The sequence below is a fragment of the Oscillospiraceae bacterium genome, from assembly GCA_025757985.1.
Lineage (GTDB): Bacteria > Bacillota > Clostridia > Oscillospirales > Ruminococcaceae > Gemmiger.
Genome location: CP107210.1, coordinates 3005120 through 3022784, shown reverse-complemented (window position 1 = coordinate 3022784; position 17665 = coordinate 3005120). Strand labels below are relative to the sequence as shown.

At 41.4% G+C, this 17665-nt stretch carries 16 protein-coding genes; 2 read left to right on the top strand and 14 right to left on the bottom strand.

Features of this window, described 5'->3' with window-relative positions:
• Positions 1 to 77: 77 nt before the first annotated feature.
• Positions 78 to 1136: a histidinol-phosphate aminotransferase family protein gene (locus tag OGM67_14370; protein ID UYJ34716.1), complete on the top strand. Its 1059-nt coding sequence runs from the start codon at positions 78 to 80 to the stop codon at positions 1134 to 1136.
• Positions 1137 to 1156: 20 nt separating this feature from the next.
• Complete coding sequence (locus OGM67_14365) at positions 1157 to 2461, top strand: adenylyltransferase/cytidyltransferase family protein (GenBank protein UYJ34715.1); 1305 nt, start codon at positions 1157 to 1159, stop codon at positions 2459 to 2461.
• A gap of 185 nt (positions 2462 to 2646) precedes the next feature.
• Here OGM67_14365 and OGM67_14360 read toward each other — a convergent pair whose 3' ends face one another.
• The 14 genes from OGM67_14360 to OGM67_14295 all read right to left on the bottom strand — a co-directional run bounded on the left by OGM67_14360 (position 2647) and on the right by OGM67_14295 (position 17644).
• The gene (locus OGM67_14360) at positions 2647 to 3696 is read right to left on the bottom strand and encodes a DUF6077 domain-containing protein (GenBank protein UYJ34714.1); all 1050 of its coding nucleotides are present in this window, start codon (positions 3694 to 3696) and stop codon (positions 2647 to 2649) included.
• Positions 3693 to 4517 carry a hypothetical protein gene (locus OGM67_14355; protein ID UYJ34713.1) on the bottom strand — a complete coding sequence of 275 codons (825 nt, stop codon included), beginning with the start codon at positions 4515 to 4517 and terminating at the stop codon, positions 3693 to 3695. The genes OGM67_14360 and OGM67_14355 overlap by 4 nt, the downstream gene beginning before the upstream one ends.
• A gap of 219 nt (positions 4518 to 4736) precedes the next feature.
• Positions 4737 to 5789 carry a glycosyltransferase family 4 protein gene (locus OGM67_14350; GenBank protein UYJ34712.1) on the bottom strand — a complete coding sequence of 351 codons (1053 nt, stop codon included), beginning with the start codon at positions 5787 to 5789 and terminating at the stop codon, positions 4737 to 4739.
• Positions 5786 to 7120 (bottom strand): hypothetical protein, encoded by a 1335-nt coding sequence (locus OGM67_14345; GenBank protein ID UYJ34711.1) that lies wholly within the window; start codon positions 7118 to 7120, stop codon positions 5786 to 5788. Before OGM67_14345 ends, OGM67_14350 begins: the two co-directional genes overlap by 4 nt.
• Positions 7117 to 7656, bottom strand: coding sequence for a glycosyltransferase family 4 protein (locus tag OGM67_14340; protein UYJ34710.1), 540 nt, complete (start codon positions 7654 to 7656; stop codon positions 7117 to 7119). Before OGM67_14340 ends, OGM67_14345 begins: the two co-directional genes overlap by 4 nt.
• 16 nt (positions 7657 to 7672) lie before the next feature.
• Positions 7673 to 8263: a hypothetical protein gene (locus tag OGM67_14335; protein ID UYJ34709.1), complete on the bottom strand. Its 591-nt coding sequence runs from the start codon at positions 8261 to 8263 to the stop codon at positions 7673 to 7675.
• Entirely contained in the window at positions 8264 to 9124 is an 861-nt protein-coding gene (locus OGM67_14330; GenBank protein UYJ34708.1) for a LicD family protein, read from the bottom strand. It abuts the gene before it with no gap.
• Positions 9125 to 9146: 22 nt separating this feature from the next.
• On the bottom strand, positions 9147 to 9893 hold the full coding sequence (locus OGM67_14325) for a glycosyltransferase (protein ID UYJ34707.1): 747 nt from the start codon (positions 9891 to 9893) through the stop codon (positions 9147 to 9149).
• A 12-nt stretch (positions 9894 to 9905) separates the two neighbouring features.
• A complete protein-coding gene (locus OGM67_14320; GenBank protein ID UYJ34706.1) occupies positions 9906 to 11258 on the bottom strand; it encodes a sugar transferase in 1353 nt (450 codons plus the stop codon).
• A gap of 567 nt (positions 11259 to 11825) precedes the next feature.
• Positions 11826 to 12791, bottom strand: a complete 966-nt coding sequence (locus tag OGM67_14315; protein ID UYJ34705.1) for an acyltransferase — start codon at positions 12789 to 12791, stop codon at positions 11826 to 11828.
• Positions 12792 to 12794: 3 nt separating this feature from the next.
• Positions 12795 to 14060, bottom strand: a complete 1266-nt coding sequence (locus OGM67_14310; GenBank protein ID UYJ34704.1) for a lipopolysaccharide biosynthesis protein — start codon at positions 14058 to 14060, stop codon at positions 12795 to 12797.
• A 57-nt stretch (positions 14061 to 14117) separates the two neighbouring features.
• Positions 14118 to 15248, bottom strand: coding sequence for a glycosyltransferase (locus OGM67_14305; protein ID UYJ34703.1), 1131 nt, complete (start codon positions 15246 to 15248; stop codon positions 14118 to 14120).
• 9 nt (positions 15249 to 15257) lie between these two features.
• Positions 15258 to 16469 (bottom strand): FAD-dependent oxidoreductase, encoded by a 1212-nt coding sequence (locus OGM67_14300; protein UYJ34702.1) that lies wholly within the window; start codon positions 16467 to 16469, stop codon positions 15258 to 15260.
• A gap of 20 nt (positions 16470 to 16489) precedes the next feature.
• Entirely contained in the window at positions 16490 to 17644 is a 1155-nt protein-coding gene (locus tag OGM67_14295) for a glycosyltransferase family 4 protein (protein ID UYJ34701.1), read from the bottom strand.
• Positions 17645 to 17665 lie beyond the last annotated feature (21 nt).

The following is a 17665-nucleotide window of genomic DNA, read 5'->3' as shown; positions in this document are numbered from 1 at the left end:
AAGGGAAGATCATCTCTTTCTTGGTTCTGTAACACACCAACAACAAAGCAACCGCGCTTGAATTGGAGGAACGCAAAATGTACTACCTAAATCACAATATAGAAAACTTAGTTAGAATCTTTGACCAAAACGAAAGAAAAGGATATCTTCGCTTGGATTTAAATGAAAATCCAGGCGGGTTGCCCCAAGAGTTTGTTGAAACGGTTTTAACCGAAGTCACTCCACAGATGATAGCACAGTACCCAGAAACACTGCACTTCACGCAGGTGTTGGCAGATTATATTGGAACAGATATCTCTAATATTTGTATTACAAACGGTTCAGCAGAAGCTATTCGTTATGTGATACAAGCATTTACAGCTCCTAATGGCAGAATTGTAGGCGTTGTACCCTCATATTTCATGTTCCAGATATACTCAGAAATGTATGGCAGGAATTTTGTGAAAGTTCCGTACAATGACGATTTAACTATTAGTATTGATAACATCGAGCGAGAGCTAACCGATGATACGCAGATGCTTATTCTTCTGAATCCCAACAATCCTATGGGAAATGTTTATACTGACGAAGAATTCGAAAGGTTATTCAAGACCTGCCAAGAGAAAGAAATCACGCTTCTGATTGATGAAGCATATCATTATTTCTACCCTAAGACGTTCATAAAGTATGCTCTGGGTAATAGAAGAGTCCTCGTCACTAGAACATTTTCTAAGCTCTTTTCAATGGCTGGTTGCCGCTTAGGATATGTAGTAGGGAATCCAGAAGACATCAAATTTGTTCAAAAATTTTGCACGCCACATAATACAAACGCTTTCGCCCTGCTATTTGCAGAGAAAATCATCACAACACCCGGGATGGTTGACGGCTTGATAGCCAAATTTAACGAAGGAAGAACTTATTTATTGAACAGTTTGGATGCAAATGGATATCGACACAAAGGAGAAGCCGGGAATTTCTTGTTCATCGAACCAAAGACCAATGCAGGACGCATAGTTGATCGAATGAAAAATGAAATGAAAATACTCATTAAAGAATATCCTAATGTTGGTGAGTTTGGAAATTGTTTGAGAGTTTCTATCGGTGAAAAACAGTATATGGAACGATTTATGGATTCATTGTTAAAAATAGACAAATAAGAAAGCTAAATGAGTGCTATATGACTAAAGTTATAACATATGGAACATTTGACTTGCTCCATTATGGACATATTCGATTGCTTAAAAGAGCAAAAGAACTCGGTGATTATTTAATTGTCGGTGTAACAGCCGATGATTTCGATAAGACAAGAGGCAAAATCAATGTACAGCAGTCCTTAATGGAGCGCATTGAGGCAGTACGTGCTACTGGTCTTGCGGATAAAATCATCGTCGAAGAATACGAGGGACAAAAAATTGATGATATTCGCAGATATGGCGTAGACATTTTTACCGTTGGCTCGGATTGGGCCGGAAAATTTGATTACTTGAAAGAATACTGCAAAGTAGTATACTTGGAACGTACAGAAGGTGTTTCTAGTTCCGAAATCCGCTCGGAAGAACGCAAAGTCCGGTTGGGAATAATTGGAGACTCTCATATTGCAAAAAAGTATATTCAGGAGTCTCAGTTTGTAAATGGATTGGAGATTACTGGTGTTTGTTCAAGTGACCCCAAGTATTTCGAAGAGATTCCATTTATAACTGCCAGTTATGACACACTACTCGAAAAAGTAGATGCAGTCTATATTGTTTCCACACCTGAACACCACTATGATCAGATTAAGAAAGCACTAGAATGTGGAAAACATGTCTTATGCGAACCGCCTGTTGCATTAACCGAGCAACAAAGCCAAGAACTCTTTCTATTAGCGGAAAAAATGTGCTGTGTTTTGATGGATGCGCTCAAAACTGCTTACGCCACCGCATATTCACGATTGCTCTTGCTGGCAAAAGAAGGAAAAATCGGTGAAATCTATTCTGTTGACGCTACCTGTACTAGTCTACGATCGATTGCAGAGGATGCGTGGGATAGCATTTGCGATTGGGGCCCCACGGCAATGCTTCCGATATTCAACCTCTTGGGGAATGACTACAAATCCAAGAATATTGTTTCCCATATTGACGATGAAGGTCATGACCAGTTTACAAAAATCACCTTCCTTTATGATCACGCAGTTGCGTCTGCAACAGTTGCAAAAGGCGTCAAATCAGAAGGTGCACTAATTATTTCGGGAACAAAAGGATATATTTATGTCCCCGCCCCATGGTGGAAAACAGACTATTTTGAGATTCGTTATGAAGACGCTTCACTGAACAAGAGATATTTCTATCAACTGGATGGTGAAGGTATTCGTTATGAACTTGTTGCATTTGCTAGAGCAATAGAAAGCGGGCGCAACTTGGCATATGTTGACAGCAATGTATCAAATAGAATATGCAAAGTAATAGGCGATTTTTATTCAAACATAGATTGCATTATGATTTAAGGACCCTCAGATGAAAAAAGCCGGAGCTAATTAGCTCCGGCAACTATCATGGATTTTTTTTGCAACATTCGTAGACACACATCTGATCATAGTAACAAATGTGCATAGCCAACATCATTCAGTAAGCGTGGGATTGTTTGAACCACGCAATCGTTTGCATATACTCTTCGTAATTTCTCACAGTGTCATAAAAACTGATACAACATACAACAACCCGCAGGAACTGCCGCCACTATAAGCAGTGGCAGTTCCTGCCATTGCTTTGTCCGCAAAACATATAAGCTACCCCAAATTCCCACCTCTACTGGAATCATTATAAACAAGGTTCCAGAAATCAAACAGCTTCCCCAGCAAACCGCAATAAGTGCTGCAAAAATATCCTGCCTTAGTATGGCATCGGCGGGTTCTTCCAACTGCACAAGAAGCAAAAGCACTAACGGAATCACAATACTTCCTGCCAACGATTTTCCCGTCCAGCAATTCACCACAAGCCACCACTCTGCGCTGGTGCCGGGCATGTTTTCTGCAGTCATCAGGATCAGCATTTGAGCGAATAAAACTGTAAGTAATATTTTTTCGCGATTATCTTTCCAAAAGCACCTTGCAAACAGCCCCAAAACTAGCATTGCCAATGGAATCTCAAATAAAGGCAGAATCGTCCTATAGACAATAGCTGGATGCACGCCCATCAACAGTGCCAACATCGCGTTGTAGATCGGCCAGTTGGGGAGTGAATACTGCTTATCATAAATAAAAGCTGGCACCAGCTTTCCAGCTTCTATGCTTCCCCTGTTTACAGTATCTGTTAATAGGGAGCTTACCGCTGTAGCACAGTAGGTTTGATCATCCCAGTTTATATAAATCGTACCGAAAACAGTGCACCCTGTCAGTAGCATCGTAATCAACACTACCATAGCAAGTAGAAGCCATTCTGTACAACCCCTTGCTCTTAGAACCAACTCTGGCTTACGCAACTGTCCTGCTTTCGTCACCTTTATAAAGCCCAGAAGCATCAACACTGCGCATATTATACACCAAATTGCAACCATAAGACGCAAACTCCACAGCATCCCATGGAAAACAAGGCACAATATTTCAAAAACCGCCGTACTCAATCCAAACCCTGCTGCCCATGTTACAGCTCTTGCTCGGCCAGATGTAATAAGTTGTCCTATCCCCAAAGGGGACAGGACAAGTACAATGAAAAGAACTATCCCGCAGCGCAGAACCGTCACTTTACCGCCTCCTTACGATGATAGAGAATGTATTCTCTATCGTAGACACCAACATCCTCCGGTGCCCCCATATTCACACGAGCAAGTTCTTCAAACCCATAGCTATGCAGGTCGCTTCCCTGAATCCAACTTTCCGGAAGGACTACATAGTTACAAGGGGTATCCTCCAGAACAGCACCAAATTCTGTCACATCAAAAGGCTCTAGGCCGTTCATAAAGTCATATAACTCATCCACCTTGGGAAAGTATTCATCCGTGTCATTCCAAGAAAACGGTAGCTGCACCTCTGCTCGATACTGGCGCACCCAAAGGTTTAACGGGTGAGGTAGTATCGCGACTTTTTGCTCTATTGAATCATCTGCCATGATATCATCCGTAAGTTCTATCACGGATGCCGGTATCTTATACCAGTTTGGTGTTTCTTTTTCCCTTAAAGAACGAAGATTGCTAAATCTATTAATCTGTGCTGCAAAAACACCTAGTACAATGCCTCCTGCCAGTATCTTACCGACCTTGTTTTTGGGAATTGTAACAAGTTCCACCGTGACCAATGCCATAATCAATGCGGCAGGAACAATCCAGAAGAAGCGCAGAATGCGAGTCTCCATCACATTGGGCACCAAAAAATGAGTTGAAACCGGGTTTAGAAACATAACAATCAGAACCAGTGACGGTATAACAAGGAGATTCCGTATACTTTTAAACTCCGGCTTATTTTTTTTTAGAGCCAGAAGAAATACCAACACACAGCAAACCAAAAAATAGACAACCCGCTCGGGATAACTCCACAAATACGCGAATACACTTCGCATGGAAACCATAATGCTACCTCTCCATTAGTTCTAGTAAATAATTTCCAGAGAGAATGTATCAACATTTCTTTCTGGCGGATGTGCTGTAATCCTAAGTAAGTGAATAAAATCAGCGAAAGACATTGTCACTCATTGTTTTTGGCAACACCAATCTTTCTGACACCCTAGTTCGCTATGGCACAACCAACTAGCACCAACGCATTTTTTTAAATCGATTCCAACTCACTTCTATCTCAGTTTCTCATAGACCCGCTCATAGCCTTTTCGGAAATGTTCCAAATTTAATGCCTGCTGATAAGCCTTGTAGACGCTGTCTTTTTCAAACGGTTCTAGCAGAGCTTTCTCTATCGCCTGCGCCAGAGAGACTTCATCTTCGGAGTGAAAAGTATATCCAAGATGGTTCTTATTAATTGTATACCCAAGATTGCCGTGATCCGGCCCAACAATCACTTTTCCAAGTGCTACTCCGTCCACCATTGGCCCACTGGCACCATCAAAGACTTTCCGATACGGCAATACAACCAAATCTGCCGCCGAAACGGCCAAAGCCATCTCTTCATCACTAAGATACTCCAAATGCAACCGTACACTATCTCGATAGAGCGCAATCTTCTTCTGAATGAAGTCTACATCAAAATAGGCACTCTTCCCTGCGACCAATAACTGGAAGGGAACCTTTACCTTGCTCAGTGCATTCAATAGAATATCAATTCCTTTGTCATAGCGAGTATTACCCAAGCAAGCAATAACCGGTATATCTGTTTTCAAATTCCAGTATGCCTTTGCCTTCTTAGGCTCAAATGCCAGCGTTTGAAATCTAGGATACTCAACATGGACAGCATTATTGACTCCCTTACTCTGCAATTTACATTTCAAGTAATCGGAGTGTATTACTATCGTATCTACTGCACCTGCAATGCACTTTGTGCTAAGTGTTCCAAATAAGCCATTGCGCAGCCAATGCAATGTTACAATGGTTTTATAGGCAGAAAAACAACTCAGCCTCCAACCAAAGAAACGGTAAAAGTCATCCCCCATCAAGAAGTGGACAATATCAGGCTGTTCTTCATCCACGATTGTTTTCACTGCTCGTATCCACCTGTCAAAGTCAGACAGTTTTCTTTTGGGGGCTGTTGGGAATGCACACACGCGCTGACGCATAGCAAAATGGGGGATTCTTTCAGGCAACACTGCAACTGATTCATCGGCCAAACCTACCAGTCCCTGTAGATACGGAATATGGTGTCCTGCCAGATTGGTGTCTATATATACGATTTTCACAATGCCACCTCCATCTTCTTATTTTCCCAATCGCTCGCCATTAGTAGTAATACGATCGAGAAAAACTTTCCATAGGGGAAACTGTTGAAAAGTCCTTCTATCATGGATAGCACTGTAAAATATTGTGCCGCCATTACAGCAGCCGAATTCGTTTTTTTCCACAGATATTTCAACGGCACAACAAACATAATAATCGAGAACACAATTCCGCCAAAAACGCCTAGGTCAATAAATGCTTGAAAGAACGGCATATCCACCCAAGAATGCATATATCCTCTACCAAACAAGAATTGCAGCATCGTTGATTCCTTATAACTATTCCATGCCAAGCTAGCGGATTCAAATCGCATAGATGCTGATGCATCCGCCTTAGAAAGTCCAAGCATTGTTATTAGGCCGTTCCAAAATTTTGTGACAACCACCATTATTAAATCACGAATGATTGGCACTGAAATGGAAGCCCATGTGAGCAACACCACTCCCCCACTCACCAAAATAGCAGTAAGCCGCTTATGGCTACGCACCCACGCCATAACATGCATGTTTTTTCCATGCAGAATGAGCGTAAGAATAACCGCCATATAGATACTTCTGCGTGAAGAAACTGCAATCGCAGCAACAGATGATAACAGCACAATATACTTACATATTCTGGTTGGCTTCTTATTTGCACGATAGGCAACCGCAAAAACAAACGTAGCGTAAGCAAGTGTTCCTGTTGCCTCACGGTCAAACAGAATGTCCGTAAACAACCAGCTTTTTGCCATCTTGTCAAAGGGGTTTACAAAACTCGAATCGTAAAAAGTGTTAAAAAGTGGTGGGAAAATTCTTGTTCCCATATCCACCATATTCACATTTTTGTGCAACGAGTAAAAATTGTTGAAATAAGGAACGCACCCCCGTACCATCAGTAGTGCAAGTTCTATAATGCAAAAAACGCCACTAACCCAAAAGCCAATTTTAACATAGTTTTCAAGGTTGCCATCTCTACGCATATTCCAAAGAAGTATTATCTCCACAAAATAGGCACCCTGATACACGAAGCCACTTCCAGACTCCATCAATCCTATACCCGAAAAGAACGCCAATACAAGTGTTGCCAAACTATACAGACCAATTAGTCTAATTTGCCATGTGGTTTTCTGGATTTGCGTGCAACACTGTCCAGTTGCCATCAATAGCACCGCACCAATAACCACACCAATTGACAGTTCGCGTATATTATAGTCCAGTAGGCCTTTCACAACAGCCATACAGCCAATCCCGTCAATCGCCAGCACAATACCTAGACACGCTAGTAGATTGCGGTACTGCATTGTATTATTCTTCATTCGCTCTCCATTAGAAACCTCTGCATCAATGTGCAATGCTCCTCTGCCATTCTTTCTACAGTCCAGTCACGAATTGTTGCCAAGCTGTTTTCAGCCATCGAATGCCGCAGCACATTGTCTTCAAGTACCGTTCGTATCCTATTTGCCATTTCTTCCACATCGTCTACTTGAACTATATAGCCGTTCACGCCATTTTTCACCAGTTCGATTCCTGACACGCATCGATTTGTAGTGATAACCGGAAGGCCATTAGCCATCGCCTCATTTACAACCAATCCCCAGATATCCTCTCGCGTGGGAAGTACAAACAAATCTGCCGCTCGGTAATACTGCTTCAATTCTTCTTTGGCCTTAAATCCAACAAAAAAGACATTTGTCAGTTCAAGTTGATTTTTTAGCGCCAAATACTCTTCCGTTGGCTCAGCACCGATAATGTAAAGGACATTTTCCGGCGAACATTTTGCCCACGCTTTCAACAGAACATCGAACCCTTTTCTGTGGATGAACTGTCCGACTGACACCACAACTTTTGTCATCGCAGGAACCTCCGCACTACTCTGCTTTCAAGCCAATCTGTATACGTAATTGCCGCTTTTCTTCATCATTAGGCAACCGTTCCAGAACATCATCTTTCAACAGGGAAGTAAAGTGATATCGTACTATTTTTTCCTTTGGGACCCCATAGTGCATTAGACATGAATCCACACTCTCTCCTGGTGACATCACGAGCTCTGGGCTCTTCAAGCAATACTTTTTCACCATATATACCAGAGGGTTCTCATGCTTTCTGGGAAGCATCCCATCCACCGAAAGTAGAAACTTCTTCTTCATTCGATTCATGCAGAAGATCGCATACATATTTGTCGGATTACCATACATATCCATAAAGATCAGCTCGTAGTCCATCAGCATTTTTCTGATATCAAAAGCAATTCTCACACCTGCAATTTTTGTGGTATTCAGGTAAACCACTTTATAGTTTCGCTCTGTGTGCGCAAACCACTTCGCATTGCGATCCTTTCTATCTTCAGGACGCTGTGTCAGCACCAATGTTAAATCAAACTTTTCCCCCAGAAGGTTAAAAAAGGGCACTCGATACGGTGCCTCAAAATTATTTATGTATAGTAACTTTTTTTTCCCCATTTATACGTATTCCTTATAACTCTTTTGGGTGTCAAATGCTTCCGGCTGGTGGAACATTACCTGTTTCTCTTTGGGTGGCAGCTTCATGTAATCACCATACCAGCGTTGTAACATATCTTCCGGATCTGCGATACACATTAGTTTGTGCCCCTCGAAGTCAACCTCCTTGTAATGTTGTAGGCTTTCTGTATCAAAAGTTTGTACCCCATAATCCGGGCGTAGTAAAACACCACCTTCACAAATAATACCAGAGTATTTGCATGGCTTATCGTCATATTTCGTAATATAGTGCATTTCCAACTTATCACAGATGTTTCGAGGGAAAAGTCTCACCACATAGTAGAGCATATTTTTAGCTATGTACAGTGCCTTCCCGAAACGCTTAGAGCAACCATTCATATAAATAACAGGGTTTCTGGTAATTCGCACTGGTGTAAGCAGAATAACAAAAAATTTCTGAATTGCATGCGCCACTTTGTTGTCAGGGATTCGATCCACTGGATAAATGTCAATATAAATTCCCTGATGAATGCCAGAGTCTTTCCATTCCGGATATATCATTGCCGTATTATTTTTTCTCAGACGACTGATATTATATGGGTACAACGGTTCAGTATCTTTGCTTTGAAAAAAATATCCATCACGAAGCGATTTCGGGCAGACTTCGCAGAACCGATTATAATTCTTACGATCCATTACGACATCCACATCATCGTCCCATGGGATAAAGCCTTTATGACGAATAGCCCCGAGCATCGTACCATATGCCAACGAATATTGAATATCATTATCTCTGCAGACTCGATCAAACTCCAGCAGAATATCCAGCAGTACTTCGTGAAACTCTTTCAAATCAACCATAAATCTTACTCTTTTCTATTTCTTAAGCAACCAAGTATTTTGCCAGCTCCGTAGCGACCCTCAGGAACCAGTACATACGACTCATACCGTATTTGCGATAAATATTGTATGTAATACCTACCCTTCGCATAGCTTCACTAAGGCTCTTTTGTGTGCTCATACCACCCGTACCGAAGCTAAAGTTACTAATGATATGATCCGTTGTTACAATTTTTTTCCCTGACTGATGTACCGCAGTGATATAATCAAAATCATCGTACATACTTTCCAATGGGTATGGAAACGCCAGTAGTGTTTCTCTGCAGCTAAACATACCTGGGTGGCACCAGCCAGTCGTAGTCCACAATTTCCCAATTTTAGCATGCTTTATCAGGTCGCCATTCTTTTTCTTAATACGGATACTCCCCCATGCCGCATCATATTTTTCTCTCTCATATAACCGAACCATGGTTTCAACTGCATCCAATTCGTACCAATCATCTGCGTTAATCTGCCCAACTAATTTTCCCTGTGCTATTTTTGCTCCTTTGTTCAGTGCATCATACATGCCCTGATCCGGCTCAGACACAATTCGATAGGTATACCCTTTTTCGCAAAACGCCTTCATGTAGCGCTGCGCCACATCAACCGTTTTATCAACAGAAGCACCATCCAATATCAGATATTCTATATCCGGATATGTTTGATTCAGCACAGACTCTATTGTGCGCGAAATTGTTTTTTCCGCATTAAACGCCACCGTAATAATAGAAACCTTGATCTTCTCCATGGACTTGCCTCTTTATTCTGCTGTTGTCTTCCCTTCTTCGACCCCTTCGGTACTCTCCGGGATAAACAGTATTTTAATAGTAGCAAAAATAATGCGCAAATCCTCCACAACACTTGGGTGTGCAATATACATCAAATCCATCTGTAGTTTGTCATAGGGAGTTGTATTGTATTTCCCATAAACTTGCGCATAGCCTGTCAGCCCTGCTTTGGCTTGTAGGCGCAAAGCAAACTCGGGCAATTCTTTTTCATACTGAGCTGCAATCTCCGGGCGTTCCGGACGCGGACCAACGATAGACATGTCGCCTTTCAGAATATCCAACAGTTGCGGCAGCTCATCAAGGCGCACCTTGCGGATAAAGCGACCTACCGGTGTCACACGGGTGTCTTTGTCACCCGTAGAAAGGCGAGCCACACCGTCTTTCTCCGCATCAACACTCATACTGCGAAACTTGTGTACCATGAAAGTTTTTCCATCTTTGGTCAATCGGCATTGCTTATAAAACACCGGCCCACCATCATACACTTTAATCGCAATCGACACTGCAATCATCACTGGTGAAAGAACCAGCAATGCAAGACCAGAAACAATAACATCAAAAATACGCTTAATACAGACATATTCTGGATTCGGGTCGTACCGCGTGACCTGTAAAATTGGCAGATGGAACAAATGCAGTTGCTTTGCGCTGCTGATGAGTACATCACCAATGCGTGGCAACATATAGACCTGTATGTCCTTTGCCACACACCGTTTCAAGATCAGATTACGCTCATGGCTATGGATACCACACAGGAATACCGTTTGTATCCCATTCAATTCTGTCATATCTTGTTTCAAAAAGTCACTTACTGCAATAATTTTCTCGACTTTGAACTTTTTCTGCAAGCCATACTCTTCAATCAACTGTTCCATTCCCGGACGGAAATCATAAATAATTGCAGTTCTACGCGGTGGAAAAACACGATAATACCACTGGTGTGTCGTGTATGACCACATAGTTGCCACAAGACACTGCACAGTAAAGCACAGTACCAACGGCCAAATTTTAGGCCTGTCTTGATTCAAGAGCCAGATGATAACATACATGACTGCATCCGAAAAGAAAGCTGCCAATGCCTGGGAGTACACCATTTCCGATATGCGATACAATGATACTTTAAATGCATCATACACCCGACCGTACAAGCTATACAGCACCATAAAAATCGCAATGACAACAAAATTTCCTCTCCTGTAGAATGGAGCCATTATAAAATCTGCATAGAACACATACCATGCAACCGCAAAAACTGCGGTCGCATTGACAATATTCAGCATTTTTACTGCCCGCAGCATTGTGCGGTTTTTCATCGTGTTCTCCATGTTATCCCCTTAAACGAGTAGCTCCTCTCACATTTTATCTTCTGCACGCAGAAATTTCTATCTGTGGTTTGTACTTCCGCATTCCTTGGTTGCAAAATTAGCACATATTGCATTAGCAAAAAAATCAGAAAATGTGCATCAATTAGCGCACAACAGCAAATCCGATACACTCAAACCGCACATGTGCCACATTGCCAAGCAGGTGCTTTTCGACAAAATAATAGTAAAGTTAAGTATATTTTATCACACATTCGACACAATTTCAACCAGCGAATCCATTTAGAGTTTTGGGGGATCAGAGCAATCTCATGGCCTCTGGCCTGCAGATACTGCCCTTTCCTCTATTCCTTTAACCTCATATCCATGTCCACATGGACACCGCACACACCAAAACATGCGACTATTCTTGATAGCAATGGATAGACCAACATAGCCGATACCTGCATCTGCAATTTTCATCCTATCAACCTTTCCCATCATCAAGATTTTAATCTTTTTACTGTCATCTGTGCATTTTCAAGAGTGTCGCCGATACCATAGCCCCATCATTTTTATGACACTCACTTTTCATCCGACTTTATCCATTAAATATTTTTGAATCGGCTTTTCTAAACAACAGTGGACAATTTCCGCTAAACCAATAATAATTGTGCATGTCACAACAATTGCCACGGTCTTATTTACGCAAACCGCTAAAATTCCATCTATGGCAAAGTCAATAATAAATGGATGCACCAAAAAAACAGCGTATGTCAAACCATCTATGTGGCTCAGAATCTTTCCTGTCCTATTCGTTGTATCAAGCTGAAATTTTCCCGAAAGCCACCCTAAAGCCAGCGAATATATTGCGGACAGGAAAATCGTCATCGTGTGATAAGACGGCTTTATTGCAACACATAAAATTGCTATAATCGGCAGTACGATCAATTTCTTTTTCTCTTGCTCCTGATGTGCTATCATTCCCAAAATAAAAAATTGCAAATAGCACCAGCCATTTACCGACCACATCGCATCCCGCTGCTTTATCACAATAGAGCACACGCTGCAAATCAAGAATGCTATGTACAGAAATCCATCATTTGTTCTTTTAACTCTTTTCCAAAGAAAAGCAACAATAATATAAAACCCCCATACAACACTTACATACCAGTTTGCGTGCATTCCTTTCCAAAAGATGTCCTCCGCCGGTAGCCATGCATTCAACCCCAATATGTAGCGAAGCCAATTCGCCTCATTTCCATGAGTTTCGCAAAGGATTAGTCTGTGAATGACATAACAGAAAACAAGCGACATGTAATATATTGGAGCCAACCGTATGATTTTTTTCTTAATATAGGTACGCCTGTCTTCTCCATTCCACATACAAGCAAGAAATCCGCTCAACACAAAGAAAACAAAAAGACCATATCTTCCTACAGATAGTACTCCCCCTATACCTTTAACCTCATATCCATATCCAATGTGAACGCCACACACACCAAGACATGCGATTATTCTTGATAATTGGATAAACAAATCCTTCCTTCTGCTCACATTCTAGTTTCCTTCCTTATTCTTGTACAACAGGAACCACACTTGAATCGGAATAGCGATTGCCGTCAATATAGCCGAAACCAGCGTCGCCAGTTTGATACCAAATATTCCCATCCCCAGATTCGATGCAAAAAATACAGAAAGCGGAACATTTATCGCTGCGCCTATAATAGAAACGATTAGTTGAAGCTTGATTTGATTCAATCCGTTAATCACATTAACAAATATAGCCGAGAACGAAATTGTAATACCATATACAGCAAACAATGCGACAAGCGCCGGTTCATAATACGATGCCTTGGCGCCGATCCAGATTTTTACAATTGGATTGAACAGAAGCGACACACCAATGACACCTACCACATATATGCACCAAACCATAAGAAGCTTTTTTATTTGACCCTTGATCCAGTCCATATTGTTTTTCACCGATTGATAAGTCACCGCAGACCACAAGGCAATCAACATAATTGCAAACAAATTCTGTCCCGTATCATAAACTTTCGTAATAACAGAATATTTTGTCACAGCTTCTCCGTCAAACAGATAATTGATAATTAAATTATCCGTGGAATAAAGAACGATTGAACAAATCTGTATTCCAAAGAAATTCATTCCCACGCCCACAATATCCTTGCGAAGTTCTCTCTTTGCATTTCGCCGAATACCGCAGTGCAGAATATCCGTTCCTTTCTTTTTCAGCAGGAATATTAAAACGACGTTTGGAACGGTCGAGCACACACCATGAACAAAAGCAAACAGCACCAAATCCGCTGGCACATTCATCACTTTCAAAAGTAGAACGACAACCAACGCTGAGGCCGTCATGCCTGTACCCGCAAGCGAAACATACCAACTTTTTTGTTGTCCGTAAGAAATTGTCTGTACTACGCTCAAAACAAGATTCAAACAGAAAAATGCGACCGTAATATCCATTGGGAATCGCAGCTCCGGCTGAATTACGCCAAAGCCAATCAGCACCTCACACAGACCACAGCCCACGAACAACAGCAAAGCGGCAATCTTAGAAAGTGTATTCATACCTGTCGCAATCAGTGCTGTCTGCCGGGGCTTATCCCCCTGCGCATAAGCCTGTGCGTACTGATTTCTCAGTCCATTTCCAATGCCAAAATCTCCGGAGCTCATCCAGGAAACAATTGAGGCAATCGTCACCCAAAGACCATAAAGGTTATTTCCGAGATAATTGATGGTAACGCGTGTACTCAACAGAGAAATTACAATTCCAAAAATTTTGACGATGTAATTCATGAGTACATTTTTCTGATAATTATCTATCTTTTTTATGTGCATTATCTCACCTTCATGTCACAAGACATCTCGCAGCGCCTTTCCCATCTCCTGCGTAAAAGCGTTCCGCGAATATTTTGTCTTCGACAGCGCAATCATCTCATCACTTTTTGTTTCGATCCAATTCATATCTTGTTGGGAAGCATCCAGAATTGCTTTTTGGATTGTTTCTTTGCTGCAGTCTTGAAGTGTAATAACCTCGTTTTCCTCAAAGCCACATTCTCGACTACAGATAGGAATCACACCTGCAGACATACACGCCACAACCGATCCAGCCATCCCTTCTGAGCAAGAGGGCATAAGTGAATAAGCACACTCGTCATAAAGTTTTTGGAATTCTTCCCCCAGCACATCAACAAAACCAACAAGCTTTATATTGGGGGTATGGTACAATTCTTGCTCGTAAGCCTTGCAGAAATCCGCTTCCCCTTTTATGTTTCCACACACATACAGTTTACACGGGAAATCTTTTCCTGCGAAAATTTCAAGCAACAGATCCAAACCCTTGTGTACACTTCCTGCACTTCCAAAGTACAGAAAACTATTTGTCTTTTTCTTATCTCGATCAAAATGAACACTCAAATCATAGCCCGTGTTAGGAACTTCAAATGTTTTCGGAAGGCGAAAGTCATTGTATGTTGCAAGGTTATAATCATTTCCAATGATTATTGCCTCGTCAAACTCTTCCACCCTTTTACTGATCAGTGGCGCCTGACGTCTCGGCTGCAGTTTGACGCCGCGGCGGACATATAAATCGTCTATGCGTTTTAGCTCCGCATTGTTGGCAAAAACGGACTCGCTACCCGTAAAATAGACGATTTTCTTTGCGTTTTTCTTCAGCGCTCTTTTATATATCGGATTATCTCTGACACAAATGTCAAATACTGCATCATATTTTTTATGTAGCCAAACAATATCATCACTATAGTCTACCACATCAACATTGTACCCAAGACCATTGATGAGCCGTGCAATTTCCTTCGTCTGCCATAAGTTTTGATGTGCAGCAGATTCTTCAGATGTTTCAAACGGCTTTTTTACATATAATAGCAAGCAATTTTTTTCATAATTGCTTTCAAATACATTTTCCAGTACCGCCTTACCTCGCAAATTGTTATAAATCTGGCGCAAATATTTTTTTATGCTCATACGAACTCCTTATTGCTCAGTCAGTTCATCTGCCAATTTCATCGCCAGTTCAACAGTAACATCTGAGTTGTAATGCTGGTGTTCACCCCAGCGTCCCAAGCCAATCACATGATGCTCTTTGCTCCATGCAAGAAGTTCCTTCATGATCTGCGGTTTTTCAACTGTATTCAATGGATAAGCATACTGGTTCAGGTACTTGAAATTGTTGTTCGGTTCTTCCATACAAATTCTTTCGCTGTTTGTTTCCGTCCAATACCCCTTACTGTTGGCGCAGAAATTGTGCCGCACCAAAATTCGGTGGTAGGGAAGCTTCGGGTCCGGATAATATATCCAATGGCAAGGTGTATCCAGATTTTCTTCAAAATATTCCGTTTGGATAGAGCTATATTTCAATTTTGAAATACTATGCTTGATTTCTTCCGGCATTCCAATCAATCCCGAGAATTCTGGCCATGGAATTGTGGTAATGATCACATCCGCAGTATAGCTGCTTCCATCGGTTGCGCGCACCTCATGCGTGTTGAAATCGATACTTTTAACGGCTTTATTATATTCGATTTGATTACGAATAGCATCTGCCATGCGCAACCACAATTCCCCATAACCATATTCTTTCGGATAATAAAACTCAGCGTGACCCGGCTGTTTACCATATGGCTTATGGGTCAGACAGGAACGCAGTGTATCCTCAAAGCTGACATTTGGAAGCTTTTCCAGCCAATATGTTCCCAACTGATTCAGTTCTTTACTGAACATTTTCTGGTTGTAAGGAATCATATAATCTTGTGCAACTCGATTCCCAAGTTTCCAATAAATCCAGTCTACAAAGTTCTCCGGCATTTTTGTTCCGACATTGCACCCAGCGGCAGCGATTGACTTCAAATAATCTACCTGGTCATCTATTTTCATCTGCCAGATATTAGCCTCTATCGGATGATTTACAACATTCCCGTTTACAACAATCCGACTGTCCCTGGTAAATTTGTTCCACTCATCTTCTGGCATAAAGCCAAAAAGAAACTCATTTACCTTAGGACGTCTAACATCCAGAAAATGACCGCCACCAATATCAAAAGCCGAGCCATCCACATCTGCTGAACGACACAAACCACCAGCAGTTTTTTCCTTTTCAAGGACACAGAAGTCAGTAATCCCCATTTGCTTCAGTTTATTTGCTAGTGTTAAGCCTGCGGGGCCGGCACCAAGAATCAGATATTTCATACCCTATCTTCCTTCTCCATTCATTTCCTTAACAGTTCGTCAAATAGCTTTACCATCTTCGACGAATACAGTTTTTCCCATGTATAATCCTTCACTGCATTATACGCCTTTTCGGAAATACGATTATAGTACTCTCCATCTTCCATCAAGGCAATCATCTGATCTGCAATTTCTCTGACATCTTTAGGTTCTACGATGATTGCGTCTTCGCCATTATGGAGCAGTTCAATTGCCCCCACGCTGTTCGATACAAGCGTAGGAATGCCCGCACTCATTGCCTCAAAGACTGTTAGGCCCCAACTCTGGTCAATATTAATAAACGCAAAGATATCCGCCTGATTATAAAGGGTATTGTAGGTTATTTCATCTACCTGCCCCCAGATTTTAATATCATTTTCAAGCTTTTTTTCTTTGATTAGAGCCAAAATCTTATTCGCATAATCTTTATCCTTGTCTGTACTTCCAATAATATCTAGCTTTACCTTATATCCTTTGCTGCGCAGATAATCAACCACAAGGACAAGTGTCTCATAGTTGCGATAACTGAAAAACACGCCTGTCGACAACAACTTGACTTGATGTTTCATTTCATTATGGTATTCGTGTTTCTTCAAAGCACCATTTACATCAACTCCGCAATAAAATACATCAGCGGCTTTTCCCATACAAGACTCAACCCGTTCTTTGTTTTTAGTAACATTGACCGTGATTGCATCTACCCGGCTTGCAATCCAGCTGTTGAATCGGCATTGCACCGTATCACTTTTTCTTGTTTCTCCCCTCTTACCAACGCCAACACGGAAACAACTTGGCAAATCATTGATTTGCCAAACCACTTTCGTGTTTTTTCTGAATGTTGCAAGACAGGTAATCCATTGCAAACCACCGTCATGAATATTAACGATTTCGTAATCATCTGGAACCATCTTCAAGAATCGCCGAGTGCTTCTGATCTTGTCAAATAGGCTTCTATGCTTCTGAAATTCCTCAAATGTGTCATACAGGCTTACTGGATGGTACTTTTCAAACTCTGGATAGGTCTTTTCAGGATCATAATACTTTGTTAATAAAAGCATTTCAATTTTTTGTTCTTCCAAATATTCACAAAGCCTCAGAACTTGTTTATGTGTTCCTCCTCGTATATTTAATTCATTTATAACAATTGCTACTTTCATTATGTCGTCCTCTCCAATTAT

Coding starts and splice junctions, on each gene's coding strand:
- OGM67_14370 (UYJ34716.1), top strand. CDS start 78: ATGTACTACCTAAATCACAATATAGAAAACTTAGTTAGAATCTTTGAC.
- OGM67_14365 (UYJ34715.1), top strand. CDS start 1,157: ATGACTAAAGTTATAACATATGGAACATTTGACTTGCTCCATTATGGA.
- OGM67_14355 (UYJ34713.1), bottom strand. CDS start 4,517: ATGGTTTCCATGCGAAGTGTATTCGCGTATTTGTGGAGTTATCCCGAG.
- OGM67_14345 (UYJ34711.1), bottom strand. CDS start 7,120: ATGAAGAATAATACAATGCAGTACCGCAATCTACTAGCGTGTCTAGGT.
- OGM67_14340 (UYJ34710.1), bottom strand. CDS start 7,656: ATGACAAAAGTTGTGGTGTCAGTCGGACAGTTCATCCACAGAAAAGGG.
- OGM67_14335 (UYJ34709.1), bottom strand. CDS start 8,263: ATGGGGAAAAAAAAGTTACTATACATAAATAATTTTGAGGCACCGTAT.
- OGM67_14330 (UYJ34708.1), bottom strand. CDS start 9,124: ATGGTTGATTTGAAAGAGTTTCACGAAGTACTGCTGGATATTCTGCTG.
- OGM67_14325 (UYJ34707.1), bottom strand. CDS start 9,893: ATGGAGAAGATCAAGGTTTCTATTATTACGGTGGCGTTTAATGCGGAA.
- OGM67_14320 (UYJ34706.1), bottom strand. CDS start 11,258: ATGGAGAACACGATGAAAAACCGCACAATGCTGCGGGCAGTAAAAATG.
- OGM67_14310 (UYJ34704.1), bottom strand. CDS start 14,060: ATGAATTACATCGTCAAAATTTTTGGAATTGTAATTTCTCTGTTGAGT.
- OGM67_14305 (UYJ34703.1), bottom strand. CDS start 15,248: ATGAGCATAAAAAAATATTTGCGCCAGATTTATAACAATTTGCGAGGT.
- OGM67_14300 (UYJ34702.1), bottom strand. CDS start 16,469: ATGAAATATCTGATTCTTGGTGCCGGCCCCGCAGGCTTAACACTAGCA.
- OGM67_14295 (UYJ34701.1), bottom strand. CDS start 17,644: ATGAAAGTAGCAATTGTTATAAATGAATTAAATATACGAGGAGGAACA.